Here is a 23,597-nt window from a genome sequence, read left to right as displayed (position 1 = left end):
CCCGCCAAGGGGGTGACAAGTGTCCGGCGTCTGGCAAGTGATCGAGCGAAACTGGTTGATCCAGCGCGGCGCCCTGTTTGGCTGGGTGCCGGTGGCGCTTGCCTGTGGCATCGGCGGGTATTTCGCCCTGCGCACAGAGCCGTCGATGGCCTTGCTCTTCGGACTTGCCGGGGTTGCGGTTTGCCTTGCGGTGCTTGGCTGGCGCGGCACGGCCTGGACTGGCCCGCTTGCCATTGCCGCCGCGCTCGTGCTGGCGGGCTTCTGCCTTGCGGGGCTGCGCGCGCATCTTGTGGCCGGGCCGGTGCTTGGCTGGCGCTATTACGGACCGGTCGAGGGGCGGGTCGTGGCGATTGACCGCTCGGCCTCGGATGCTCTGCGCCTCACGCTGGATCAGGTCGTTCTGTCAAGAACCGCGCCGAATCGTGTGCCAAGCCGCGTGCGCGTCTCGCTCCATGGGGATCAGGAGCATTTCAGCGTCAAACCCGGGCAGAGGGTGATGATGACAGCCCATCTTTCACCGCCAAGTGGGCCGGTCGAACCCGGCGGTTTCGACTTTCAGCGCCACGCCTGGTTCAAACAGATCGGCGCGGTTGGCTATACCCGCGCGCCGGTTCTTGCCATCGCTCCAGCGACGGGCGCGCAATGGTTGTTTCGCGCGCGTATGGCCCTTTCGGTCCATGTTCAGGCGCGCCTTGCAGGGCAGGTGGGGGCCTTTGCCGCCGCTATCATGACGGGCGACCGCTCTGGCCTTGATCAAGACACGCTGGTGGCGATGCGGGTGTCGAACCTGGCGCATCTTCTGGCGATATCGGGGCTTCACATGGGGTTGCTGGCGGGCTTTGTCTTTGCGGCGTTTCGCCTTGGGTTCGCCGCCTTGCCAACCTTGGGCCTGCGCGTGCCGGGCAAGAAGATATCCGCAGTCATGGCGCTTGCGGCGGCGGCGGCCTACCTCGGGCTGTCCGGTGGCAATGTCGCCACCGAACGGGCCTTTGTCATGGTCGCGGTGATGCTGATCGCGGTGATGCTGGATCGGCGCGCGCTGAGTTTGCGGGCGGTGGCGGTGGCGGCGATCATCGTGCTCTGCCTGCGCCCCGAGGCCTTGATGGGGCCAGGGTTTCAGATGTCGTTCGCCGCCACGGTCGCGCTTGTTGCCGTGTTCGGCTGGCTGCGCGATGCGCAGATCACCCTTGGACCCGGATGGCTGCGGCCCATTCTGACGGTGGTGATTTCTTCGGCCGTGGCGGGGGCGGCGACCGCGCCGGTCGGGGCCGCACATTTCAACCAGTTCGCGCAATACGGATTGATCGCAAACCTTGCCAGCGTTCCGTTGATGGGCCTTTTGGTGATGCCCGCGGCGGTGCTGGCGGCCTGCTTGCTGCCGCTTGGGCTTGACTGGATTGCGCTTTGGGTGATGGGGCTTGGCCTGCGCTGGATCCTGGCGGTTTCGGCGTGGGTGGCGTCGCTGGACGGTGCGCGTGCGCTTGTGCCCGCGCCGGGGCCAGAGGTCTTGCCGGTGCTGGCGGTCGGCGCGCTTTTGATCGTGCTGTGGCAGGGGCGATTGCGGTTTGTCGGCGTCATCCCGATGTGCCTGGCGGCTTGGGCTTGGATCGGGGCCGAACGCCCGGTGATGCTGATCTCAGATAGTGGGTCTCTGGTGGGGGTGATGACCGATCAGGGCCGCGCCTTGAACAAGGGGCGCGGGGGCGGGTTTGTGGCGCAGAACTGGCTTGAGAACGATGGAGACGCCGCCGAACAGGAGGCTGCATTTGCCCGCTGGCCGGGGGACATTCAGGATCAACTGGCGGTCAAACTTATCCAGGGCAAAGCGGCGGCGCGGCGTCCGCTCGACTGTGGCGGGGCAAAACTTCTGGTGATGACCGCCGATCCCGAGAGCACCGTACCAGCGGGCCTTGGCTGTGATATCATCAGCCCCGCAACCCTGCGTTCAACCGGCTCTCTGGCGCTTTACGAAAGCGAAAAGGGCCTGCGCATCGTCGGGGCGCGCGACATCACCGGCGTAAGGCTCTGGAATGGCGCGCCACGGCGTCAATAGCTTCGGATCAGCCCGACAAGGCGGCCCTGAACCTTGACCCGGTCATCGGGCAGAACACGGGTTTCATAGGCCGGGTTTGCCGCCTCAAGCGCGATCGCGTTGCCCTTGCGGAAAAACCGCTTGAGCGTCGCTTCCTGATCTTCGATCAAGGCCACAACAATATCGCCGTTGTCGGCCACGGATGTCTCGCGGATGATCACCACGTCGCCGTCATTGATGCCTGCGTCGATCATCGAATCGCCTTTGACCTCAAGCGCGTAATGCTCTCCTGCGCCGGAAATCATCGCGCCGGGCACGGCAACGCTGTGGCTGGCGTGGGCAATGGCCTCGATCGGAACGCCGGCGGCGATCTGGCCCATCACGGGTATCTCGATCGCATGGACCGCTTCGACCGGTTGGGAATTGGCAGGTTGCGGCGCGCTTGGGCGGTCACCGTCGATCACGCGGGGGGTGAACCCATGGGTTGCCTCACCGCCCAGACTTTCCGGCAGCTTGACGATTTCAAGCGCCCGGGCCCGGTGCGCAAGACGGCGGATAAATCCACGCTCTTCCAATGCTGTGATCAGGCGGTGAATGCCGGATTTCGACCTGAGATCAAGCGCTTCCTTCATTTCATCAAAGCTCGGGGGCACGCCGTCGCGCTGTACCCGTTTGTGGATGAACTGCAAAAGATCGAGCTGTTTCTTGGTCAGCATAGGACGCCCCTCAGGTTGCCGCGTTTCTTTTTGTTCTATGCATGTTCCCGTTTTGTGTCAAGCGCCTTGGGCTGTGGTTCAGAAATCGAGGTATTCGACTGTCTCACCCGCCGCGCGCGCGGGATCGTTCACTGGGCGCACCAAAAGCGCGTCGGCTTCGGCCAGAACGCTAAGTAACGAACTGTCCTGTCGACCTTCGGCGACAAGGCCCTCTGGGGTGCGGCGTGCGCGCATGTAGTGCTCGCGCGGCCCGTTTGGCGGCAGAGGGGCCGCGAGGCGCGCTGTCAGGCGCGAAGAGCGGTGCGCCCCAAGCCCGAGCATCGCGCGGATCATCGGCGCAAGAAACACCTGTCCACAGACCATCGCCGAGACCGGATTACCCGGCAACCCGACCATCGCCGCGCCGCCCATGCGCCCTGCCATAAGCGGTTTACCGGGGCGCATCGCCACCTTGTAGAACGCGCGATCCATGCCCATTTGGCCTGCCACCTGACCGACCAGATCGTGATCGCCCACCGAGGCCCCGCCAATGGTCACGACAAGATCGGCCCCCGCGGCTAGGCCAAAGGCCGTTTCAAGCGAAGAGATCGTGTCACGCGCAATCGGCAAGATCCGCGCCTTTGCGCCATGGCCCTCAAGCAGCGCCTTGAGGCCAAAGGTATTCGACGCGATGATCTGATCCGCTCCCGGCGTTTCGCCGGGCATCACAAGCTCGTCCCCGGTGGAAATCAGCGCCACCACCGGGCGCCGTGTCACCGGCACTGTGGCACAGTTCATCGAAGCCAGAAGCGCGATATCGGCCGGGCGCAGAACACGCGGCGCGCCCATCACCTCGCCAATCTTGAAATCACAGCCTTTGGGGCGGATATGCGGCTTGGGGTCAAGGTCGGCGTTAAGGGTGATCTCAGTGCCGCTTCGGGTCACATCCTCCTGGATGATCACGCGGCTGGCCTCCTCCGGCACCGGCGCACCGGTAAAGATGCGCACCGCCTGACCGGGGCCGACAACGCCGTCAAAGCCATGCCCCGCCGCCGCCTCGCCAATCACCTCAAAGCGCGCGCCTAGCGCAACCTCGTCATCGCGCAGGGCATAGCCATCCATCGCCGAGGCCGCAAAGGGCGGCTGATCACGGCGCGCGGCCACATCACTTGCCAGAACCCGATCCACGGCCTCGGCAAGCGGCACCTCTTCGGTTGGCAAAGGGGTCACAAGCGCGAAAAGCGCCTCAAGGGCCTCGTTAACCGTGATCATTTCGCCTCGTACCGCCCTGATTTTCCACCATCTTTCAGCATGACGCGGATGCCGCCGATTTCCATGGCCTTGTCCACCGCCTTGGCCATGTCATAGACGGTCAGGGCGGCGATGCTGACGGCGCTAAGCGCCTCCATCTCGACACCGGTCTGGCCGGTGGTTTTCACCGTGCCCTCAATCCGCACGCCGGGAAGGTCAGGATCAAGTGTCAGGTCAACCGCGACCTTGGTGATCGGCAAGGGATGACAAAGCGGGATAAGATCGGGCGTCTTCTTGGCGCCCATGATACCGGCAAGCCGGGCCACGGCCAGAACATCGCCCTTCTTGGCGCGACCTTCGGCAATGATATTAAAGGTTTCTCTGGCCATCTTGATGTAGCCTTCGGCCACGGCCACGCGCGATGTCACGGCTTTGTCCGAGACATCCACCATATGGGCATCGCCCTTGCCGTCAAAATGCGTCAGCCCCGATGTCATGGCATCCGACATCACATGCCACCGGCGGTTAGCGGATTGGCAAGGATTGTACGGGTTGCCGCGGCCACGTCATCGGCGCGCATCAGGGTCTCGCCGATCAGGAAGGCGCGCGCACCATAGCGCGCCATATCGGCCAGGTCCTCGGGCGTCGCAAGGCCGCTTTCACAGACGATCATACGGTCGGCTGGCACCAGCTTGGAGAGTTTACGGGTCGTATCAAGAGTGGTCTCGAAGGTGTTGAGATCCCGGTTGTTTATGCCAATCATCTGAGATTTGAGCGCGCTTGCCCGCTCAAGCTCGGCGGCGTCATGCACCTCGATCAAGGCATCCATGCCCCAGCTCATCGCCGCCTCTTCAAGCTCGGCGGCCTGCGCGTCGCTGACGCTGGCCATGATGATCAAAATGCAATCGGCGCCCCAGGCGCGCGCTTCGGCGACCTGATAGGTGTCATACATGAAATCCTTGCGCAGCACCGGCAAATCACAGGCCGCGCGCGCCGCTTTCAAGAACTCCGGCGCGCCCTGAAAGCTTGGCGTGTCGGTCAGCACCGAAAGACAGGTGGCACCGCCCTCGGCATAGGCCTCGGCCAAGGCGGGCGGATCGAAATCGGCGCGAATCAATCCCTTGGACGGGCTGGCCTTCTTGATTTCCGCAATCAACCCGTAACCCCGTTTGCTGGCCTGCAAAAGCGCCTTGGCAAAGGGACGCACTTTGGGGGCCTCATTGGCCATTGCGCTGACCTCGTCAAACGAACGCTCGGCCTTGGCGGCGGCGATTTCATCAAGCTTGTAGGCTTTGATCTTTTCAAGAATGGTTGGGGTGCTCATTTGGCCTCCGATGTCAGGTGTGCCAGCGCGGTGATCTTGGCCTTTGCGGCACCGCTGTCGATGCTTGTCGCGGCCTGCGCCACGCCGGTCTTTAGGTCCGGGGCATGGTCCGCCACCACAAGCGCGGCGGCGGCGTTCAGCAGGACGGCGTCGCGATAGGCGCCCGGTGCGCCATCCAGAAGCGCGCGCAGGGCGGCGGCGTTTTCGGCGGGGGTGCCGCCGATGATGTCCTCGAAGGGATGCACCGGAAGGCCAAAATCCTCGGGGTGAAGCTCGGCCTCGCGGATGCTGCCATCGGCCTCAAGCGCGGCGACCCAGCTTATGCCGGTGATCGTCAACTCATCGGTGCCGTCGCTGCCATGCACCAGCCAGGCACGCTCGCTTCCCAATTGCCCAAGCGTTTCGGCCATCGGACGGATCAGGTCGCGTGAAAACGCGCCGGTCAGCTGACGTTTGACGCCTGCCGGGTTGGTCAGCGGCCCGAGAATGTTGAAGATCGTGCGCGTGCCAAGCTCGGCGCGCACCGGGCCGACATGGGCCATCGCCGGGTGGTGCATCGGTGCCATCATGAAGGCGATGCCAACCTCGCGCAACGCGCGCTCGACCACCGGCACGCCGACCATCACGTCGATGCCCATCTGGCCAAGCGCATCCGCGGCGCCGGATTTTGACGAGAGGTTGCGATTGCCGTGCTTGGCCACGGTCACACCGGCGCCGGCCACCACAAAGGCGGTCGCGGTCGAGATATTGAGCGTGCCCTTGCCATCGCCGCCGGTGCCGACGATATCCATCGCGCCCTCGGGCGCGATGACGGCATTGCACTTGGCGCGCATCACGGCGGCTGCGGCGGCATATTCATCCACCGCCTCGCCGCGCGTGCGCAGCGCCATGAGCAAGCCGCCGATCTGGCTTGGCGTGGCTTCGCCCTCGAACAGGATCTGAAATGCGGTCTGCGCCTCTTCGCGGGTCAGGGCGCGGTCGGCGGCGGTTCCGATCAGAGGTTTCAGGCGGTCGCTCATGCGGGCACCGTCATCATGTCGATGAAATTCTTGATCAACGCATGACCATGCTGCGAGGCAATCGATTCGGGGTGAAACTGAACCCCCTGAATCGGCAGGTCACGGTGTTGCAGCCCCATGATCGTGCCATCTTCAAGCTCTGCGGTGACTTCAAGGCAATCGGGCAGGCTGCTCCGCTCCACCACCAGCGAGTGATAGCGCGTCGCCTCGAACGGCGAGGGCAGGCCCGCAAAGACGCCTTTGCCACTATGATGGATATGGCCCATCTTGCCATGCACGATCTCGGAATGGCGCACCACCTTGCCGCCAAAGGCCTGGCCGATGGTCTGATGACCAAGGCAGACACCAAACAACGGAATCCCCGCCTCGGCGGCGGCCAGTGTCAGCGGCAGGCATATTCCCGCCTGATCCGGATCACAGGGGCCGGGCGAGAGCAGAATCCCCGAGGGGTGCATCGCCATCGCCTCTTGCACATTGAGGGCATCGTTGCGTTTTACAACGGTCTCGGCCCCCAATTCGCCCACGTAATGGACCAGATTATAGGTGAAACTGTCGTAGTTATCGATCAATAGCAGCATTGTGCCGTTCCTCGTGCAAAGGGGGCTGGAGGCCGGGGCCTCGGTCGCGGTATACTTGTTCAGGCTTGCGCGGCACCGTCAAGAGGCGGTAGGCCGGGAAAAAGGCAAATACGGGGGCAATCGCAGTGGCACGCGGAATTTTGGCAGGTATGATCGCGGGAACCATGGTGTCAACCTTGGTCCTTGGAACGGCGTCGGTCTTGACCGATGTGCCGGGGGCAGGGGCGCCCGAAGCGGCAAGCGTCGACGTGCCGGCCGGATCGGAATTCGATCTGAACCGGGACGACACCAAGGCCGACCTTCCCGAACCCGAGGCAAGCCCCGAGGCGGGCAGTGCACCGCAGGTCGCGGCACCCGTGCCCGATGATCTCTCTTCGCTCATCGGCGTTGATACCACGCCCGCAAGCCCGCCGGTCACCGGTGGCGCCGAGGGTCTGGGACAGGCCCCGGCCACCGGCGACAGCGGCGCAGGCGTCAGCGTTGACACCGACAGCCCGGTCTTGCCCACCCCGCAAGCCACCGTACCCGCCGCGCCGTTTGACGAACAAGGCCTCTCGATTTCCACCGACCCGGCCCAACCCGCGCTGCCCGATCCCGGCGAGGACAGCGCCGGTTTGAGCGCCCCGATCGAAGACGTTTCAGAGGATGCCGCGCCAGAAGCCGCTGTGCCCGATCAGGCCGAGAAAACACCAGAGACCGGGTCAGAGGCAGAGGCAGAGGCAGAGGTCGAAACCGCCGATGCTGCGGCGCCAGAAGAGCCCGCGCAAGACCTGACGCCCATGGCCGAGGCCACACCCGAGCCGATTGAAGATGCAGCCCCGGAGGCGGCAGAAGAGGCCCCTGAGGAGCCCGCCAAGACCCTGCCAGCGGCCGGAACGATCACCAATCGGGCCGAAGGCGTGACCACCAACCGTTTGCCCGCGATTGTGGATGCGCCAGAGGCTGACGCGCCCGCAGAGGGCGCAGAGGCCGAAGAACCCGCCACCGCAGAGGACGAGGTGCCGCAAGACGCCCCCGGCGCGCTTAAGGCCAACGCGGTTGCCTTTGACAATCCCGAGGCCAAGCCGCTTATGGCGATTGTGCTTGTGGATGACGGCACCAGCCCGATTGGCCTTGAGGCGCTGCAAAGCTTTCCCTATCCGCTGAGTTTCGCGGTCGATGCCAATTGGTCCGGCGCGGCGGAGGCGACGGCGCGCTACCGCGCGGCCGGTTTCGAGGTTCTGGCGCTGGCTGACCTGCCCGAGGGGGCAAGTGCCGTCGATACCGAGGTCGCCATGCAGACCTATCTTGAGTCCGTGCCGCAAGCGGTTGCGGTGATGGAGGGCACGGGCACCGGCCTGCAATCGGATCGCGCCGCCATCGAACAGCTTGCGCCGATTCTGCTTGAGAGCGGGCATGGGCTTGTGATGCATCCCAAGGGGTTGAACACGGCGCAAAAGCTTATGGCGCGCGAAGGTGTGCCCTCGGCCAGCGTGTTTCGCGATTTCGATGCCAACGGTCAGAATGCCAGCGTGATCCGACGCTTTCTGGATCAGGCGGCGTTCAAGGCCGGGCAGCAGGACGAGGGCGTGATCATGCTTGGCCGTCTGCGCGCCGACACGATCAGCGCGCTGTTGCTCTGGGGCTTGCAGGACCGCGCCGCAAGCGTTGCGCTTGCGCCTGTCTCGGCGATACTGATGGCCGAATAGGGGGCTCATCCGCCCTGACAGGCGGCCTCGCGGGGCTTGATCCCGGTGCCTGTGTTGGCCACACTTAACCTATTCTTTTGGAGGGTATAAGGAGCGACATATGAAAACCATTACACTGACTTGCGGGCTTTTGATGATAGCCGGAACGGCCATGGCCGATATGACAGAACAACTTTCCGGTTGATGGGATGGGCGCAAGGTGCTCGCCGGGCAGCAATGCCGCCTGCATGGCGGCAAGGGCAGCACCCCGCCGATGCGGGTCTCTGGCATTCCAAGCGGGGCGGTCTGGATCATCGCCTATTTCAACGACAAATCCTATGGCCCGCTGTCGCGCAATGGCGGACACGGCACGTTTGGTTTTCCGGTACGGGCCGCGACGACCGACTTGCCCGCTGTGCCCGGTATGAAAGCGAAACTGCCCGGTGGCGCGCGGGTGATCAAGGCGGCGCGTTCCAGCGGCGATTATGCAAGCGCGGGGTATCTGCCGCCCTGTTCGGGCGGACGTGGCAACCGCTATACCGTCGATCTCAAGGCGATCGACAAGGCCGGTAAGGTGCTGGACGAAATCACAAATTTCGATATCGGCAAATACTGAGCCCGCTCAGGCATCGCGCCACGTGGCGGGCGCAATGCCGTCAAGCGACCAGTCGCCAATGCGCCACCGCACCAGCCGCAGGGTGGGGTGACCGATATGGGCGGTCATCCGGCGGACCTGACGATTGCGCCCCTCTGATATGGTGATCGACAGCCAGCAATCGGGCACCGATTTGCGATAGCGCACCGGCGGGGTGCGCGCCCAAATGTCCGGCACCTCGATGCGCGCCACCCTGGCGGGTCGGGTCGGGCCGTCCTTGAGGGTGACGCCATTGCGCAGCGCGGCAAGCGCCGCTTCATCGGGTAGGCCCTCGACCTGAACCAGATAGGTTTTTTCCATTTTGAAACGGGGGCTTGCGATGCGCGCTTGAAGTGCGCCATCATCAGTCAGAAAGAGCAATCCCTCGCTGTCACGATCCAGCCGACCGGCGGGATAGACCTTGGGCACGTCAATGAAATCCGACAGCGTCGCGCGCGCGCTCTCGGCACTGCCGCGGTCGGTGAACTGCGACAGGACGCCGAAGGGTTTGTTGAACAGGATCAGCCGGGCCATAGACCCCTGATGCCCGAGCGCGCGCGCGCCTGCAAGCCTTGGTTACTTGTGACCGGGCCAGAAGCCGTCGCGCACCTTGTAGGCCCAAGGCAGGCCCGCATTGCGCCAGCCATTGACCGCGCGCACGCCTGCGTCGTTCTTGTCGCCCTCAAAGCCATCGACGACGTTATAAAGCGTCACATCGACCCCGGCCTTGACCAGCTTGTCGATCGCCGCCGCGCTGCGCGAACCAGAGCGGCACATGACCAGAAGCGTGTCGATGCCCTTGGCGGCGTCACTGGCAAGCCAGGCCTGCGCCTCGGCCACGAAATCAGGGTTGTCGATCATCTTGTAGACGCCCTTTTTCGCGTCAAACCCCAAGGCGGGATCAACGAATTTCGACGGGATATTGGCCGCCGCAAGGGTGGGATGGCCGATCAACATGGTCTCGGACGGGGTGCGCACGTCGATCAGCGCCACATTCGGGTGATCGGCGAGCACACGCCCCGCATCGGCGGCGGTGATATAAAGGCCGGGGGCGGTCTGTTTGCTTTTGCTCAGCTCGGCCGCAACAACAGGCGCCTGAAGTTCAAACCCGGTTTCGGCGGCGCCGGTTTGCGGGCCAAACGCCAGCGTCAGCGCAACAAGCGCAGGCGCGGCAAAGCGTGACAGTCGGGTGATAGGAAACATGTCTAGGTCCTCTCCGATTACATTCTGATAAGTGAATGTGATCAGCCAGACCTACGCCTGTCAAGCGCTCCCCGCATTGACCTTGATCAAATCGCCGTCAGGCGTTGCCATCGCCGATGAAGCGCGCCGCATCCGCCGCCGCGCGCCGGATCGCGTTGGATTTATGCACGGTTTCCATATATTCGGCCTCGGGATCGCTGTCGTAAACCACACCGCCGCCGGCCTGAATATAGAGCTTTTCATCCTTCACCACGGCCGTGCGCAGCGCGATACAGACATCCATATCGCCGCCCGAACTAAAGTAGCCGACACCGCCGCCATAGACGCCGCGCTTTTCCGGCTCAAGCTCGTCGATGATCTCCATGGCGCGGACCTTGGGCGCGCCCGATACGGTGCCCGCAGGCAGACCGGCCAAAAGCGCGGAAAGCGCATCCTGATCCTCGGCCAGCTCGCCCACCACGTTCGAGACGATGTGCATCACGTGGCTATAACGCTCGATGATGAATTGTTCGGTCGGGCGCACGGTGCCGATCTTGCTGACGCGGCCCGCGTCGTTGCGGCCCAGATCAAGTAGCATCAGATGCTCGGCCAGCTCTTTCTTGTCGGCCAGAAGATCGGCCTCAAGCGCGCGATCCTCGGCCGGGGTGGCGCCGCGCGGACGGGTGCCCGCGATCGGGCGCACGGTGACCTCGTTGCCAAACACCCGCACAAGGATTTCGGGGCTGGCACCGACCACCTGAAAGCCGCCGAAATTGAAATAGAACATGAAGGGCGAGGGGTTTGTGCGGCGCAAACTGCGATAGAGCGAAAACGGCGGCTGGCGGAAATCCTGGGTCCAGCGTTGGCTTGGGACCACCTGAAAGATATCACCGGCGCGAATGTAATCCTTGGCCTTTTCGACGGCGGCTTTATAACCCTCGCGGGTGAAATTCGACACTGGGGCCGCGTCTTCACGGGCCTCTCCAAGGTTGCGGCTGGCCTGGGGCAGAGCGCGGTCAAGATCGCGCATCGCGTCCATCACCCGTTCGGCGGCCTGCGCATAGGCGGCCTTGGCCGATTGCCCGGAACTGACCCAGGCAGGGGCGACGACCGTCACCTCGCCCTTGACGCCGTCAAGCACGGCAACGACCGAGGGCCGCAGCATCACCGCATCAGGAAGGCCAAGCGGATCGGGGTTCACATTCGGCAGGTGTTCGACAAGGCGGATCATGTCATAGCCAAGATAGCCAAACAGCCCGGCGCTTGAGGCCGGAAGATCGTCGGGCAGATCAATCTGGCTCTCGGCGATCAGCGCGCGCAGATTGTCGAGCGGATCGCCCTCCTGATCCTCGAAGCTATCGGTATCAAAGCGCGCCTGCCGGTTGATCCGGCTGCTGGTGCCGTGACATTGCCAGATCAGGTCGGGCTTCATCCCGATGATCGAATAGCGCCCGCGCACCTCACCGCCGGTGACCGATTCAAGCATGAAGGCATCGCGCGCCGCCCCCGTCAGCTTGAGCATCAGCGACACCGGCGTGTCGAGATCAGCCGCAAGGCGGGCATGCACGACCTGATTTTCGCCGGCCTCGTAGGCGCGGGCAAACTCTGTGAACGAAGGGGTCAGATCCAAGGCAGGCAATCCTTAGTTGAAATTGGAATGCACGGCGTTCATGGCGGCCTGATCAAGGGTCACCCCGGCGCGATTGCGGATGTCATCGGCCAGCACCTGAAACAGGTCCTGGCTCAGGTCGGCGGCGACCTGATCGCGCAGCGCATCACGCAGCCGCTGAAGGTCTTCATCCTCCTCGGCGGGCGGCAGGACGTCGTCGAGTTTGAGAACGAACAGACGCCCGTTGCCTTCGATCACGCGGACCTCGCCTTTTTCCATGCCAAACACGGTTTCGATAAACTCTGCAGGGGCGTCGGCCTGATAGCTGCGGCGGGTCAGATCATCGACCACTGTCGCCGTAAGCCCGAGGTCGTCAAAGGATTTTCCGGCCTGCAATTGCTCGACCTGGCCCTCGATTTGCGTGCGCAGGGCCTCGATCGTGGCCTCTGCCCGCCAGCCTTGGACTACGGCGTCGCGCACGTCTTCCAGCGGCTGAATGCGCGGCTCGTCGATGCCATCGAGGCGGAGCGCGAAAATGCCGTCATCCTCAAGCTTGGCAACGGCGGGATAATCGCCTTCGCTCACCTCTGCGGCAGCAGTGCGAAAGGCGTCATAGGCGGCGATGTCTTCGTTCATGCCGGGATGCCAGTCGATCTGGCCAAGCTCAAGATCGGTCTCGGCGGCGATTTCTTCAAGCGTGGCGCCGCCGGCCAGAAGGTCGTCAACCGTGTCGATCTGGGCATCAACCACCCGGCGCGCGCGGTCGGCGGCAAGTGCTGTGCGCAACTCGGGCATAGCCTCTTCAAAGCTGGTGGTTTCGGCGGCAAGCACCGCATTCACCCGGAAAATCGCCGGGCCAAGATCGGTTTCCGCCGGGCCAACAACGGTGCCCGCATCGGCGCCAAATACAACATCGGCCGCCGGCCCAAGATCGGCCGCCGAGACATCGCCCATATCGACGTCCGCCAGTTCAAGCCCGCGTTCCGAGATCAGCATTTCGAGCAGGATACCGTCGTTGATCCGTTCCATGGCTCTTTGCGCGGCCTCGGCATCCTGGAAAACCAGACGCTCGACAAGGCGACGCTCTGGCCGGTTATACTCGGCCTCGCGGTCGGCGTAAGCCTCGCGCAGCGCCACTTCATCCACCTCGACGGTGTCGAGGATCATCGTCGGGGTCATCCAGGCATAGGTGATCTTCTTGGTTTCCGGCGTGGTGAAATCGGGCAGGTGGCCCTGATGATAGGTCTTGAGATCCTGTTCAGAGGGCACCGGAAGGCCGGTCGCCAGATCGGTGCGATCAAGCGTTGCAAAGGCAATGCTGCGACGCTCTGACAAATAGGTCAGCATGGCATCCATGTAAGAGGTGGGCACCTGAACGCCCGACACCACCGCCGCCTGGAGCAGGGTGCGTGCGGTTTCAGAGCGGATATTGCTTTCAAAGCGGCCTTCGTTCATGCCGGCCTGTTGCAGCGCAAAGGCATAGGCCTCGCGGTCAAACGAGCCGTCGATGCCCTGAAAGGCGGGGATTTCAATGATCTGGTTGCGCAGGTTCACGTCGCCGATGGAAATGCCAACCCGGTTGGTTTCATCTTCCAGTGCCGCCGCCGAGACCAGCCGTGACAGGACCGCCTGATCCACCCCAAGCGCCTGTGCGCGGGCAAAGCTTATGGGCTCGCCACGTTCGGCCTCAAGCGCGCGAATTTCGTTTTGCAGGGCGCGGGCATAGGTGGTGACGTCGATATCGGCCTCACCCACAGCGCCGATGCTGCGCACATTGCCCGAAAGGTTGGTTGCGCCAAAGCCGCCAAGCCCGATGACCAAAAGGCCCATCAAGATCCAGACCAGTGTTTTCGTGATGCCGTTGCCCGCCATTTGACCCCCTGTACGTCCTGTCTGAAACCGCGCTTGCGCGACTGTCTACGCGTTGCCCGTCGCCGGGGCAAGAGGCCAGCGCAGCGCCTCCAGCCGTTCAAACAGCGTGGTGATCCCGGCGCGGTCAAGATTGGCAAAGGCGACGCGCATCTCGCGTTGCCCCGACGCGTGATCCTCGGGCTGAAACATCGTGCCCGGCAAGAGCAGAACCCCCGCCTCGCGGACAAGTTTCGGCGCAAGCTGATCCGAGGTTTCCTCAAAAGGATGCGCCATATAGGCGAAATAGGCGCCACAGCCCAAAAGCCGCCAGCCCTGCGCCAGCAGCTTGGGCATGTTGTCGTGGATCGCGGCGCGCCGGTCCAATATCTCGGTGCGCTCGCCCGCAAGCCATTGGCCAAGGTTCTGCATGCCCCAAAGGGCCGCGATCTGGCCAAGCTGATTGGGGCAGATGGTGACGGTATCGAGAAACTTTTCCGCCTCGGCAAGGCGCGCGGGGCTTGCGACCATGGCGCCAACCCGGTGCCCGGTCAGCCGGTAGGCCTTGGAAAAGGAATAAAGCTGAATAAGCGTGTCATGCCAGTCGGGATCGTGAAACAGGTCATGCGGCGCACCGGGACGTTCGTCAAAATCGCGATAGGTTTCGTCCACGATCAACGCGATGCCGCAGGAGCGCGCAAGGTCGAAAAACGCGCGCACGAGGTCTGCGGGATACTCGACCCCGCCGGGGTTGTTGGGCGTCACCAGCACGATGGCGCGGGTGCGCGGCGTGATCAGGCGGGCGGCCTGATCCGGGTCAGGCAGCAATTCCGCCCCGGCGGGCAGGGCGACCGAACGCACACCGGCCATATCGAGCCACATCTTGTGATTGAAATACCAGGGCGTCGGTACGATCACCTCGTCGCCTTCGGCGCAAAGCGTTGTAATCGCGGCGCAAAACGCCTGATTGCAGCCCGAAGTGATGGCGACATTCTCGGCCGCAAGCGTGCCGCCATAGGCCGCGCTCCACTGCGTCGCGACCTCTTCGCGCAACTCGGGCAGGCCAAGAACGGGGCCATAAAGATGCGCCTCGGGACGATTGAGCGCGGCCTCTGCCACCACCCGGCGCAGGGCCTCTGGCGGGGCCTCGACCGGGGCGGCCTGGCTGACGTTGATCAGCGGGCGATCCGCAGGGAAGGTGACCCCGTCAAGCCAGCGGCGCGCCTCCATGACCGGAGGGCTGAAGGTGCGGGCGGTCCGGGGCAGGGGCATCGGCTATCTCCGGGTGGTTGCGGGGGCGCGAAGATCCGCGCGGTTACTTGCCACGGTAAGGTTCGACGTACTGTAAGGCCATATCCCAGGGAAAGAAAATCCAGGTGTCCTGGCTGACTTCGGTGACAAAGGTCTGCACCTGCGCGCGGCCCATCGGCTTGGCGTAAACAGTGGCCACATGCGCCTTTGGCATCTGTGCGCGCACCACTTCGAGGGTACGTCCGGTATCGACCAAATCGTCAATGACCAGCACCCCCGACCCGTCGCCGACAATTTCCATGTCCGGCGATTTGATCACGCGCGGTTCGCTTTGGGTCTGGTGGTCATAGGATTTCACGCTGATCGTATCGACAATGCGAATATCAAGCTCGCGCGCGACGATCATCGCCGGTGCCATGCCGCCGCGGGTGATCGCCACAACCGCACGCCAGCCGCCTTCGGGGGCGTCATTCTGCAAGCGCCACGCAAGCGCGCGCGCATCGCGGTGCAGCTGATCCCAGCTGACGTGAAAGCCTTTTTCGTGCGGAAGCCAATCGCTCATCTCAGTCACCTGTCCAGTAAAAGTTTCAATCCCAATGCGCCCATCACAAGCGCCGCCGCCCGGTCAAGGCCGGGCTTGGCGCCAAGGTACGCCCGGCGCGCCGCTTGCCCGCTTAGCAAGGTGGCGAATAGCCCGTAAAACAGCCATTCGACCAAAGCGTGGTTGGCAACGATCAGGGCGATCTCGGTCGCGCTCAGCCCCTTGGGGAAGATCACGACCAGCACCGAGGCCGCGAAAATAACCGACTTGGGGTTGCCAAGGTTGATCAGCGCCCCGTCGAGAAACGCGCGCCCGCGCGGGCGCGCCGCCGCATCAAGCGGGGCTTTCGCGTCACGCCATGTGCCATAGGCGATATAGATCAGATAAAGTGCGCCACCGATCTTGAGCAGGCCATAGGCCCAGGGAAAGGCCGCGAACAGCCCCTCAAGCCCCAAGAGAGCCGCCAATGTCCAGACGGCGGCGATCGCCCCAAGCCCAAGACCTGCCGCGATCCCCGAGGCGCGCCCATCCGCAAGCGCGGTGCGCAGGGCAAACAAAAGCGCCGGGCCGGGGCTCAGCAGGGCCGCCACTAAAACCGCGTTGAAGGTCAGAAGGTCGAGAGCGGACATCGCAAGGCCCCGCTGCGATCAGGTTGCGTCGATATCGGGCGCGTCGACCGCCTTCATGCCGACGATATGATAGCCCGCATCCACATGCAGGTTCTCGCCGGTCACGCCGCTGCCGAGATCGGACAGCAGATAAAGCGCCGAGCGGCCCACATCATCAATCGTCACATTGCGGCGCAGCGGCGAGTTGAGCTCGTTCCATTTCAGGATATAGCGGAAATCGCCGATGCCGCTGGCGGCCAGCGTCTTGATCGGACCGGCACTGATGGCGTTGACGCGGATGCCGTCCTTGCCAAGATCCTCGGCCAGGTATTTCACGCTCGCCTCAAGCGCGGCCTTGGCCACACCCATGACGTTGTAATGCGGCATCACCTGCTCGGCGCCATAATAGGTCAGCGTCAGGGCGCTGCCGCCGGCGTTCATCATCTTTTCGGCGCGCTGCATCACGGCGGTAAAGGAATAGACGGAAATATCCATCGTCATCATGAAATTGTCGCGGCTGGTGTCGACATAGCGCCCGCGCAATTCGTTCTTGTCGGAAAATCCGATGGCATGCACCACGAAATCAAGCGTGCCCCAGCGTTTTTCCAACTCGGAAAACAGCGCGTCGACCGATGCCATGTCGCTTACATCACAGGGCAGGACAACATCCGAGCCAAGTTGCGCCGCCAGCGGGGCAACCCGCTTCTTGAGCGCATCCCCTTGATATGAAAAGGCAAGTTCAGCGCCCGCGTCGGCGCAGGCTTTGGCGATGCCCCAGGCAATCGACTTGTCATTGGCAAGACCCATGATAAGCCCGCGTTTCCCCGCCATCAGATTATTTGACATTCCCAGCCCCCGGCCCAATTCTGCGTTCTCTGTCCTTTAGGCGATAGCCGGGATTGCATCAAGGCCCGCGACCCCCCACTTGGGCAGAGACCCGCAACTATGGGTATTTTCAGCACGATGTGCCGGGCCGACGGCGAATGTATTCTATAGATAGAGAAGATGAACACCATGCAACGAGACGGAATTTTCGCAGGCGACAACCCCTTCGAGATCGCCCGGACCTGGCTGGCTGAGGCCGAATCCTCTGAACTGAATGATCCCAATGCCGTTGCCCTGGCGACGGTCGACGCAAGCGGTCTGCCGAATGTGCGCATGGTCTTGCTCAAGGAAATCTCCGATGACGGGTTCATCTTTTACACCAACTACACAAGCGCCAAGGGCAGGGAACTGGCCGAGAACGGCCAGGCCGCGATGGTCCTGCATTGGAAATCGCTGCGCCGCCAGATTCGCATTCGCGGGCCGGTGGTGCGCGAAGAGGGCGACAAGGCCGACGCCTATTACGCATCGCGATCCCTCAAGAGTCGCCTCGGGGCCTGGGCCTCGGATCAATCAAAGCCGCTCGACTCGCGTGCAACCCTGATGGCCAAGGTCGCCAAGATCACCGCCCAAAAGGGCCCGAACCCGTCGCGCCCACCCTTTTGGGGAGGTTTCAGAATCGCGCCGGTTGAGATTGAATTCTGGGCAGACGGGGCATTTCGCCTTCATGATCGTTTTGTTTGGCGTACTGCAACCCCGGGTGGAACCTGGAAAGTTGAACGATTGAATCCGTAAATTTCACGTCACGTGAAATGCAATACGCTGAAAAGTAAGGTTATTTTAGGCTTGCAAGAGGCGCCTGTTATAACGCAAGTGTTAACGCAGTCTTGGGGATGAAGACTGTTAGGTAGGACAACGTGACCACAGAAAATGAAGATATTCGCAGACTAAAAGGGCGTGTTAAGTGGTTTGACCCGGTAAAAGGGTTTGGGTTTGTGGTTTCCGATGAGGGTGGCCCTGATATTTTGCTACATGCCAATGTTCTGAGGAACTTTGGCCAAAGCTCGGTGGCCGATCGTGCCATCGTTGAACTTGACGTGCAAAGCACAGATCGTGGCCGTCAGGCGGTTACGGTTCATTCAATCGAGCCGCCAGAAGCCTCGGAAATGGGCGCGCTTGCGGATCTCGATGACATCGATCCGGAAATCATCCGCGCCGCACCGCTAGAGGCGGCGCGTGTCAAATGGTTCGACAAGGGCAAGGGATTTGGCTTTGCCAACACCTTCGGGCGTGATGAGGACGTGTTTGTTCACATAGAAGTGCTCCATCGTTCCGGTTTGGCCGATTTACAGCCCGGTGAGGCATTGGCGATCCGCGTGATTGAGGGTAAAAGGGGCCGAATGGCAACTGAGGTGTGTGGATGGGAAATGGCAATAAGGTCGTCGGACTCGTAACGGCGTGTGTTTTGGCCTTTGCGGGGGCGATGGCCTCTGCTGAGGAGTGTCGTGAAGATGCGGTTCTTTTCCGCAGCGATGCCGGCATGGCGCGGTTTCGTGTCGAGGTTGCCGACGACAAGGCCGAGCGGGCGCAGGGCCTTATGAACCGCGAAACGCTGTCGAAAAGTGCGGGGATGCTGTTTGTCTACCCACAGCCACAGCGGGTCGGGTTCTGGATGAAGAACACTTTGATTCCCCTCGACATGATCTTTCTGGACGAAACCGGCACCGTAAAAAAGGTGCATGACAACGCCAAGCCGCTTGATGAAACCCCGATCATGGGTGGGAACGGCATTCGTGCGGTTCTTGAAATCAACGGTGGTCTTGCCCGCAAGATCGGCATTAGCGAAGGCTGGCAGATGCGCCACCCGAGCTTTGATCAGGATACGGCGGCCTGGCCCTGCGACGGATAAATTCCGGGGCGGCGAGTTAGGGCTTTTCAATCGCTGGAATCGCCTTTAGATACCCCCTCAAGTCGGGGCGTAGCGCAGCCTGGTAGCGCACCTGTTTTGGGAACAGGGGGTCGTGAGTTCGAATCTCTCCGCCCCGACCACAAAATCCCACCTATGACGGCTTGGACCGTCCACCGTCGTGGTGGGCGGTTTTTGCTTTTTCGCGATTGGCAAACGCCTGATCTGTTGCGCGCAGGTCACTTTCCAGCGGGCCGATGTCGGGCGCGCTCGGGGCCTGCCCATTTTTGCGGCAGTGCAGCGACGGCCCGGTCGCGGGGCCTCGGCGACTCTCGCGCAGCCGTCCAGTCGTTTTTCAACTTTGCCCGCTAAGTCAGCCGAAGAAAAAGGCTTATTTGCGCGTCACCGGTCGGTGTGGCCTGTGGACAAGTCATGTATGAATCACACGAGCGTGATCGGGCGATGTGGTCTGGCGCACAGTCAAATGTTTTTTGTGTAAAAATGGCAAAATTATCCGTTGACCAACTATGGGTCGATACGTCAGTTTGTGGCAACGGGTTACAAGGCCACAAGATATAGTGGTTGATCCGGGCGGGGAGTAACATCCAACACATAACCGGCGACAGACACCGGGCACTTTCATCGCGGCGCGCAGGGCGCAGGCGACAGGGAAACCTTTGTGTCTTTGGCGTCGACCGGGCGGAAAAAACTGGCTTTGGCCGAACTTGAAAATGCTGAACATGGGGCAGTCGATATGAAGATCGAAAGAAAATTCACCACCTCCGGGACCGACGCATATGCGGCGTTGAACTTTGTGACCACCAGCTCAGAGATCCGCAATCCCGATGGCACCACGGTGTTCCGCCTCGACAATGTCGAAGTGCCCGACGGCTGGAGCCAGGTGGCCAGCGACGTCATCGCTCAGAAATATTTCCGCAAGGCGGGCGTGCCCGCGCGTCTCAAGAAGGTTAAGGAAAAGGGTGTTCCCGAATTCCTGTGGCGCTCGGTGCCCGCAGAGGACGGCGTTGAAACCGGCGGCGAGACCAGCGCCAAGCAGGTGTTCGACCGTCTTGCCGGGGCCTGGGCCTATTGGGGCTGGAAGGGTGGCTATTTCACCACCGAGGCCGACGCGAGCGCCTATTACGACGAGATGCGGTTCATGCTGGCCAATCAGATGGCCGCCCCGAACAGCCCGCAGTGGTTCAACACCGGCCTGCATTGGGCCTATGGCATCGACGGCCCCGGCCAGGGCCACTTTTATGTCGATTTCGAAACCGGCAAGCTGACCAAGTCCAAAAGTGCCTATGAGCACCCGCAGCCGCACGCCTGTTTCATCCAATCCGTGGCCGACGATCTTGTCGGCGATGGCGGCATCATGGATCTCTGGGTGCGCGAAGCGCGTCTGTTCAAATACGGCTCTGGCACCGGTACCAACTTTTCAAGCCTGCGTGCTGCGGGTGAGAAGCTGTCGGGTGGTGGCAAATCCTCTGGCCTGATGGGCTTTTTGAAAATCGGTGACCGCGCGGCCGGCGCGATCAAATCGGGCGGCACCACGCGTCGCGCGGCGAAAATGGTGATCTGCGATGCCGACCACCCCGATATCCAGGAATTCATCAACTGGAAGGTCAAGGAAGAGCAAAAGGTCGCCAGCATCGTTGCCGGCTCCAAGATGCACGAAGAAAAGCTCAACGAAATCTTCGCCGCGATCCGCGCCTGGGATGGCAGCAGTGAAGATTCGGTCGATCCCAAGAAGAACGACCAGCTCAAGACCGCGATCCGTGGCGCCAAAAAGGTTGCGATCCCCGAGACTTACGTCAAGCGCGTGCTGGATTATGCCAAGCAGGGCTATGAGAGCATCGAATTCCCGACCTATGACACCGATTGGGACAGCGAGGCCTATGCAAGCGTGTCGGGCCAGAACTCGAACAACTCGATCCGGGTGACCGATGCCTTCCTCAAGGCGGTCAAGGACGATGCCGACTGGGCGCTTCTTAACCGCACCGACGGCAGCGTCGCCAAGACCATCAAGGCGCGCGATCTTTGGGAAGATGTGGGCCACGCCGCATGGGCCTGCGCCGATCCGGGCATTCAGTATCACGACACGGTCAACGCCTGGCACACCTGCCCGGAAGACGGCGAGATTCGCGGCTCGAACCCCTGTTCGGAATATATGTTCCTGGACGATACCGCCTGTAACCTGGCCTCGATGAACCTCTTGAAGTTCTTCAAGGATGCCAAGTTTGACGCCGACGCCTATGTCCACGCCTCGCGTCTCTGGACCGTGACGCTGGAAATCTCGGTGACCATGGCGCAATTCCCCTCCAAGGAAATCGCGCAGCGCTCTTATGACTTCCGCACGCTTGGTCTTGGCTATGCCAATATCGGTGGCCTGCTGATGAACATGGGCCTTGGTTACGACAGCGACGAGGGCCGCGCGCTCTGCGGTGCCCTGACCGCCGTCATGACCGGCGTGGCCTATGCCACAAGCGCCGAAATGGCCGGCGAACTGGGTGCGTTTCCGGGCTACAAGCGCAATGAGGCGCACATGCTGCGCGTGATCCGCAACCACCGCAACGCCGCCTATGGCGCGACCGAGGGCTATGAAGGCCTTGCCGTGAAACCCGTGCCGCTCGACCTGGGCAATTGCCCCGACAACCGCCTTGTCGATCTGGCGATGGCAAGCTGGGATGAGGCGCTCAAGCTTGGTGAAAAGCACGGCTATCGCAATGCGCAGACCTCGGTCATCGCGCCGACCGGCACCATCGGCCTTGTGATGGATTGCGACACCACCGGGATCGAGCCCGACTTTGCTCTGGTGAAGTTCAAAAAGCTCGCCGGTGGCGGTTATTTCAAGATCATCAACCAATCGGTGCCCGCCGCGCTTGAAAAGCTTGGCTATGGCTCGGCGCATATCGAAGAGATCGTTAGCTATGCCGTCGGTCACGGCACCATCGGCAACGCGCCGGGGATCAATCACACCTCGCTTGTGGGGCACGGCTTTGGCGTGAACGAGCTGGCCAAGGTTGATGCGGCTCTTGGCTCGGCCTTTGATATCCGCTTTGTGTTCAACCAATGGACGCTTGGGCTTGAGTTCTGCACCAATGTTCTGGGCATCCCGGTCGAACAGCTCAACAGCCCGACTTTTGATCTTCTGGCGCACCTTGGCTATTCGAAAAAGGATATCGATGCCGCCAATGATCACGTCTGTGGCTCGATGACGCTTGAGGGCGCACCGCATCTTGACCCGGCGCATTACCACGTGTTCGATTGCGCCAATGCCTGCGGTAAGAAAGGCAAGCGTTATCTGTCGGTTAACAGCCATATCACCATGATGGCCGCCGCCCAGTCGTTTATCTCTGGCGCGATTTCCAAGACCATCAACATGGCCAATGACGCCACCATCGAGGATTGTCAGAAAGCCTATGAGCTGAGCTGGTCGCTTGGTGTCAAGGCCAACGCGCTCTATCGCGATGGCTCAAAACTGAGCCAGCCTCTGGCCGCAAGCCTTGTCGAGGATGACGAGGAGGCCGCTGAAATCCTTGAAAGCGGATCAGCGCAGGAAAAAGCCAGCGTTCTCGCCGAAAAGATTGTCGAAAAGATCATCGTCAAGGAAATCCAGAAATCGCACCGCGAAAAGCTGCCTGCGCGTCGCAAGGGCTATACGCAAAAGGCGATTGTCGGCGGTCACAAGGTCTATCTGCGCACCGGCGAATATGAAGACGGCAACCTTGGTGAAATCTTCATCGACATGCACAAAGAGGGTGCGGGCTTTCGCGCGATGATGAACAACTTCGCCATCGCCGTGTCGGTTGGTCTTCAGTACGGCGTGCCGCTTGAGGAATTCGTCGATGCCTTCACCTTTACCAAGTTCGAACCGGCCGGCATGGTGCAGGGCAACGACAGCATCAAGAACGCCACCTCGATCCTCGACTATATCTTCCGCGAACTGGCGGTAAGCTATCTCGATCGCACCGATCTGGCGCATGTCAAACCCGAAGGCGCAAGCTTTGACGATCTTGGGCGTGGCGAAGAAGAGGGCGTCTCGAACGTTTCGGAAATGAGCAGCGACGCCGCCACCCGCTCGCTTGAAGTGCTCAAGCAGATCAGCTCGACCGGCTATCTGCGCAAGCGCCTGCCGCAGGAACTTATCGTTCTGAACGGTGGTCAATACATGGCCCGCGCCGCGAATGGTGGGATGGATCCGGTCAGCGCACTGGAAACCCTCGTGCCCGCCACGTCGACGGGAACGATGACCGCGACGGTGGCGACCACCACCACGGCGATGGCCTCGGGCACCGTGGGCATGGATGCGCGCACCAAGGCCCGTCTTCAGGGCTATGAGGGCGAGGCCTGTGGCGAATGCGGCAACTACACGCTGGTGCGCAACGGCACCTGCATGAAGTGCAACACCTGCGGCTCGACAAGCGGCTGCAGCTAAGCCTTCGGGCAAAAGCAACAAGTTCTGGGGCGGGTGCGCTCGCCCTGAACGCGGATCGGGATACAGGCGAAAAACAATCGGGCGGTAAATAAATCCACCCGATCCGTGACACTGGGGGGCCTCGTGCCCCCCTTTTTCTTGGGTGCACAAGGCGGCTTGTCTCAAAGAATATTTGAAAACAGCGATTTGCGG

21 protein-coding genes and 1 tRNA gene are annotated in these 23,597 nt (G+C 62.0%); 8 read left to right on the top strand and 14 right to left on the bottom strand.

The window, feature by feature from the left end; genetic code table 11:
- Positions 1 to 19: 19 nt before the first annotated feature.
- Positions 20 to 2,053: a ComEC/Rec2 family competence protein gene (locus ROG8370_RS02530; RefSeq protein WP_085825510.1), complete on the top strand. Its 2,034-nt coding sequence runs from the start codon at positions 20 to 22 to the stop codon at positions 2,051 to 2,053.
- Here ROG8370_RS02530 and lexA read toward each other — a convergent pair.
- From lexA to ROG8370_RS02500, 6 genes are all read right to left on the bottom strand, one after another.
- Positions 2,047 to 2,748 carry a transcriptional repressor LexA gene (lexA, locus tag ROG8370_RS02525; protein ID WP_073194338.1) on the bottom strand — a complete coding sequence of 234 codons (702 nt, stop codon included), beginning with the start codon at positions 2,746 to 2,748 and terminating at the stop codon, positions 2,047 to 2,049. The genes ROG8370_RS02530 and lexA overlap by 7 nt on opposite strands.
- A 78-nt stretch (positions 2,749 to 2,826) precedes the next feature.
- Positions 2,827 to 3,999, bottom strand: a complete 1,173-nt coding sequence (locus ROG8370_RS02520) for a molybdopterin molybdotransferase MoeA (RefSeq protein WP_085825509.1) — start codon at positions 3,997 to 3,999, stop codon at positions 2,827 to 2,829.
- The gene (moaC, locus tag ROG8370_RS02515; RefSeq protein WP_245827156.1) at positions 3,996 to 4,487 is read right to left on the bottom strand and encodes a cyclic pyranopterin monophosphate synthase MoaC; all 492 of its coding nucleotides are present in this window, start codon (positions 4,485 to 4,487) and stop codon (positions 3,996 to 3,998) included. Before moaC ends, ROG8370_RS02520 begins: the two co-directional genes overlap by 4 nt.
- Positions 4,487 to 5,302, bottom strand: a complete 816-nt coding sequence (gene trpC, locus ROG8370_RS02510; protein ID WP_085825508.1) for an indole-3-glycerol phosphate synthase TrpC — start codon at positions 5,300 to 5,302, stop codon at positions 4,487 to 4,489. Before trpC ends, moaC begins: the two co-directional genes overlap by 1 nt.
- Positions 5,299 to 6,321, bottom strand: coding sequence for an anthranilate phosphoribosyltransferase (gene trpD / locus ROG8370_RS02505; RefSeq protein ID WP_085825507.1), 1,023 nt, complete (start codon positions 6,319 to 6,321; stop codon positions 5,299 to 5,301). The genes trpC and trpD overlap by 4 nt, the downstream gene beginning before the upstream one ends.
- Positions 6,318 to 6,899: an anthranilate synthase component II gene (locus ROG8370_RS02500; protein WP_085825506.1), complete on the bottom strand. Its 582-nt coding sequence runs from the start codon at positions 6,897 to 6,899 to the stop codon at positions 6,318 to 6,320. The genes trpD and ROG8370_RS02500 overlap by 4 nt, the downstream gene beginning before the upstream one ends.
- A gap of 164 nt (positions 6,900 to 7,063) precedes the next feature.
- Between ROG8370_RS02500 and ROG8370_RS02495 the strand changes: the two genes are divergently transcribed.
- Both ROG8370_RS02495 and ROG8370_RS02490 read left to right on the top strand, forming a co-directional pair.
- Entirely contained in the window at positions 7,064 to 8,587 is a 1,524-nt protein-coding gene (locus ROG8370_RS02495) for a divergent polysaccharide deacetylase family protein (protein ID WP_245827166.1), read from the top strand.
- Between the two features lie 199 nt (positions 8,588 to 8,786).
- Positions 8,787 to 9,182: a hypothetical protein gene (locus tag ROG8370_RS02490; RefSeq protein ID WP_245827155.1), complete on the top strand. Its 396-nt coding sequence runs from the start codon at positions 8,787 to 8,789 to the stop codon at positions 9,180 to 9,182.
- A gap of 6 nt (positions 9,183 to 9,188) precedes the next feature.
- Here ROG8370_RS02490 and ROG8370_RS02485 read toward each other — a convergent pair whose 3' ends face one another.
- The 8 genes from ROG8370_RS02485 to fabI form a co-directional block, all read right to left on the bottom strand.
- The gene (locus tag ROG8370_RS02485; protein WP_085825504.1) at positions 9,189 to 9,734 is read right to left on the bottom strand and encodes a pseudouridine synthase; all 546 of its coding nucleotides are present in this window, start codon (positions 9,732 to 9,734) and stop codon (positions 9,189 to 9,191) included.
- Between the two features lie 42 nt (positions 9,735 to 9,776).
- Complete coding sequence (locus tag ROG8370_RS02480) at positions 9,777 to 10,403, bottom strand: rhodanese-like domain-containing protein (protein WP_245827153.1); 627 nt, start codon at positions 10,401 to 10,403, stop codon at positions 9,777 to 9,779.
- Positions 10,404 to 10,500: 97 nt separating this feature from the next.
- On the bottom strand, positions 10,501 to 12,012 hold the full coding sequence (gene trpE / locus ROG8370_RS02475; RefSeq protein ID WP_085825503.1) for an anthranilate synthase component I: 1,512 nt from the start codon (positions 12,010 to 12,012) through the stop codon (positions 10,501 to 10,503).
- A gap of 12 nt (positions 12,013 to 12,024) precedes the next feature.
- Positions 12,025 to 13,863: a peptidyl-prolyl cis-trans isomerase gene (locus ROG8370_RS02470; protein WP_085825502.1), complete on the bottom strand. Its 1,839-nt coding sequence runs from the start codon at positions 13,861 to 13,863 to the stop codon at positions 12,025 to 12,027.
- A 45-nt stretch (positions 13,864 to 13,908) separates the two neighbouring features.
- Entirely contained in the window at positions 13,909 to 15,111 is a 1,203-nt protein-coding gene (locus ROG8370_RS02465) for an aminotransferase (protein ID WP_085825501.1), read from the bottom strand.
- Between the two features lie 43 nt (positions 15,112 to 15,154).
- Positions 15,155 to 15,652, bottom strand: a complete 498-nt coding sequence (gene gpt / locus ROG8370_RS02460; RefSeq protein ID WP_073198445.1) for a xanthine phosphoribosyltransferase — start codon at positions 15,650 to 15,652, stop codon at positions 15,155 to 15,157.
- A gap of 5 nt (positions 15,653 to 15,657) precedes the next feature.
- Positions 15,658 to 16,260, bottom strand: a complete 603-nt coding sequence (locus ROG8370_RS02455; protein ID WP_085825500.1) for a LysE family translocator — start codon at positions 16,258 to 16,260, stop codon at positions 15,658 to 15,660.
- Positions 16,261 to 16,278: 18 nt separating this feature from the next.
- Positions 16,279 to 17,085 (bottom strand): enoyl-ACP reductase FabI, encoded by an 807-nt coding sequence (gene fabI / locus ROG8370_RS02450; protein WP_085825499.1) that lies wholly within the window; start codon positions 17,083 to 17,085, stop codon positions 16,279 to 16,281.
- A gap of 168 nt (positions 17,086 to 17,253) precedes the next feature.
- Here fabI and pdxH point away from each other — a divergent pair, with 168 nt between their 5' ends.
- From pdxH to ROG8370_RS02425, 5 genes are all read left to right on the top strand, one after another.
- Entirely contained in the window at positions 17,254 to 17,856 is a 603-nt protein-coding gene (pdxH, locus tag ROG8370_RS02445) for a pyridoxamine 5'-phosphate oxidase (RefSeq protein ID WP_085825620.1), read from the top strand.
- Between the two features lie 122 nt (positions 17,857 to 17,978).
- Positions 17,979 to 18,515: a cold-shock protein gene (locus ROG8370_RS02440; RefSeq protein ID WP_085825498.1), complete on the top strand. Its 537-nt coding sequence runs from the start codon at positions 17,979 to 17,981 to the stop codon at positions 18,513 to 18,515.
- Entirely contained in the window at positions 18,482 to 18,970 is a 489-nt protein-coding gene (locus ROG8370_RS02435; protein ID WP_085825497.1) for a DUF192 domain-containing protein, read from the top strand. The genes ROG8370_RS02440 and ROG8370_RS02435 overlap by 34 nt, the downstream gene beginning before the upstream one ends.
- A gap of 63 nt (positions 18,971 to 19,033) precedes the next feature.
- Positions 19,034 to 19,110 (top strand) — tRNA-Pro (locus ROG8370_RS02430).
- A gap of 611 nt (positions 19,111 to 19,721) precedes the next feature.
- On the top strand, positions 19,722 to 23,405 hold the full coding sequence (locus ROG8370_RS02425) for a vitamin B12-dependent ribonucleotide reductase (RefSeq protein ID WP_085825619.1): 3,684 nt from the start codon (positions 19,722 to 19,724) through the stop codon (positions 23,403 to 23,405).
- The last annotated feature ends 192 nt before the right edge of the window (positions 23,406 to 23,597 follow it).

The organism is Roseovarius gaetbuli (assembly GCF_900172365.1).
GTDB lineage: Bacteria > Pseudomonadota > Alphaproteobacteria > Rhodobacterales > Rhodobacteraceae > Roseovarius > Roseovarius gaetbuli.
Note: the sequence above shows the minus strand (reverse complement) of the source record. Positions and strands in the feature narration are given on the sequence as shown.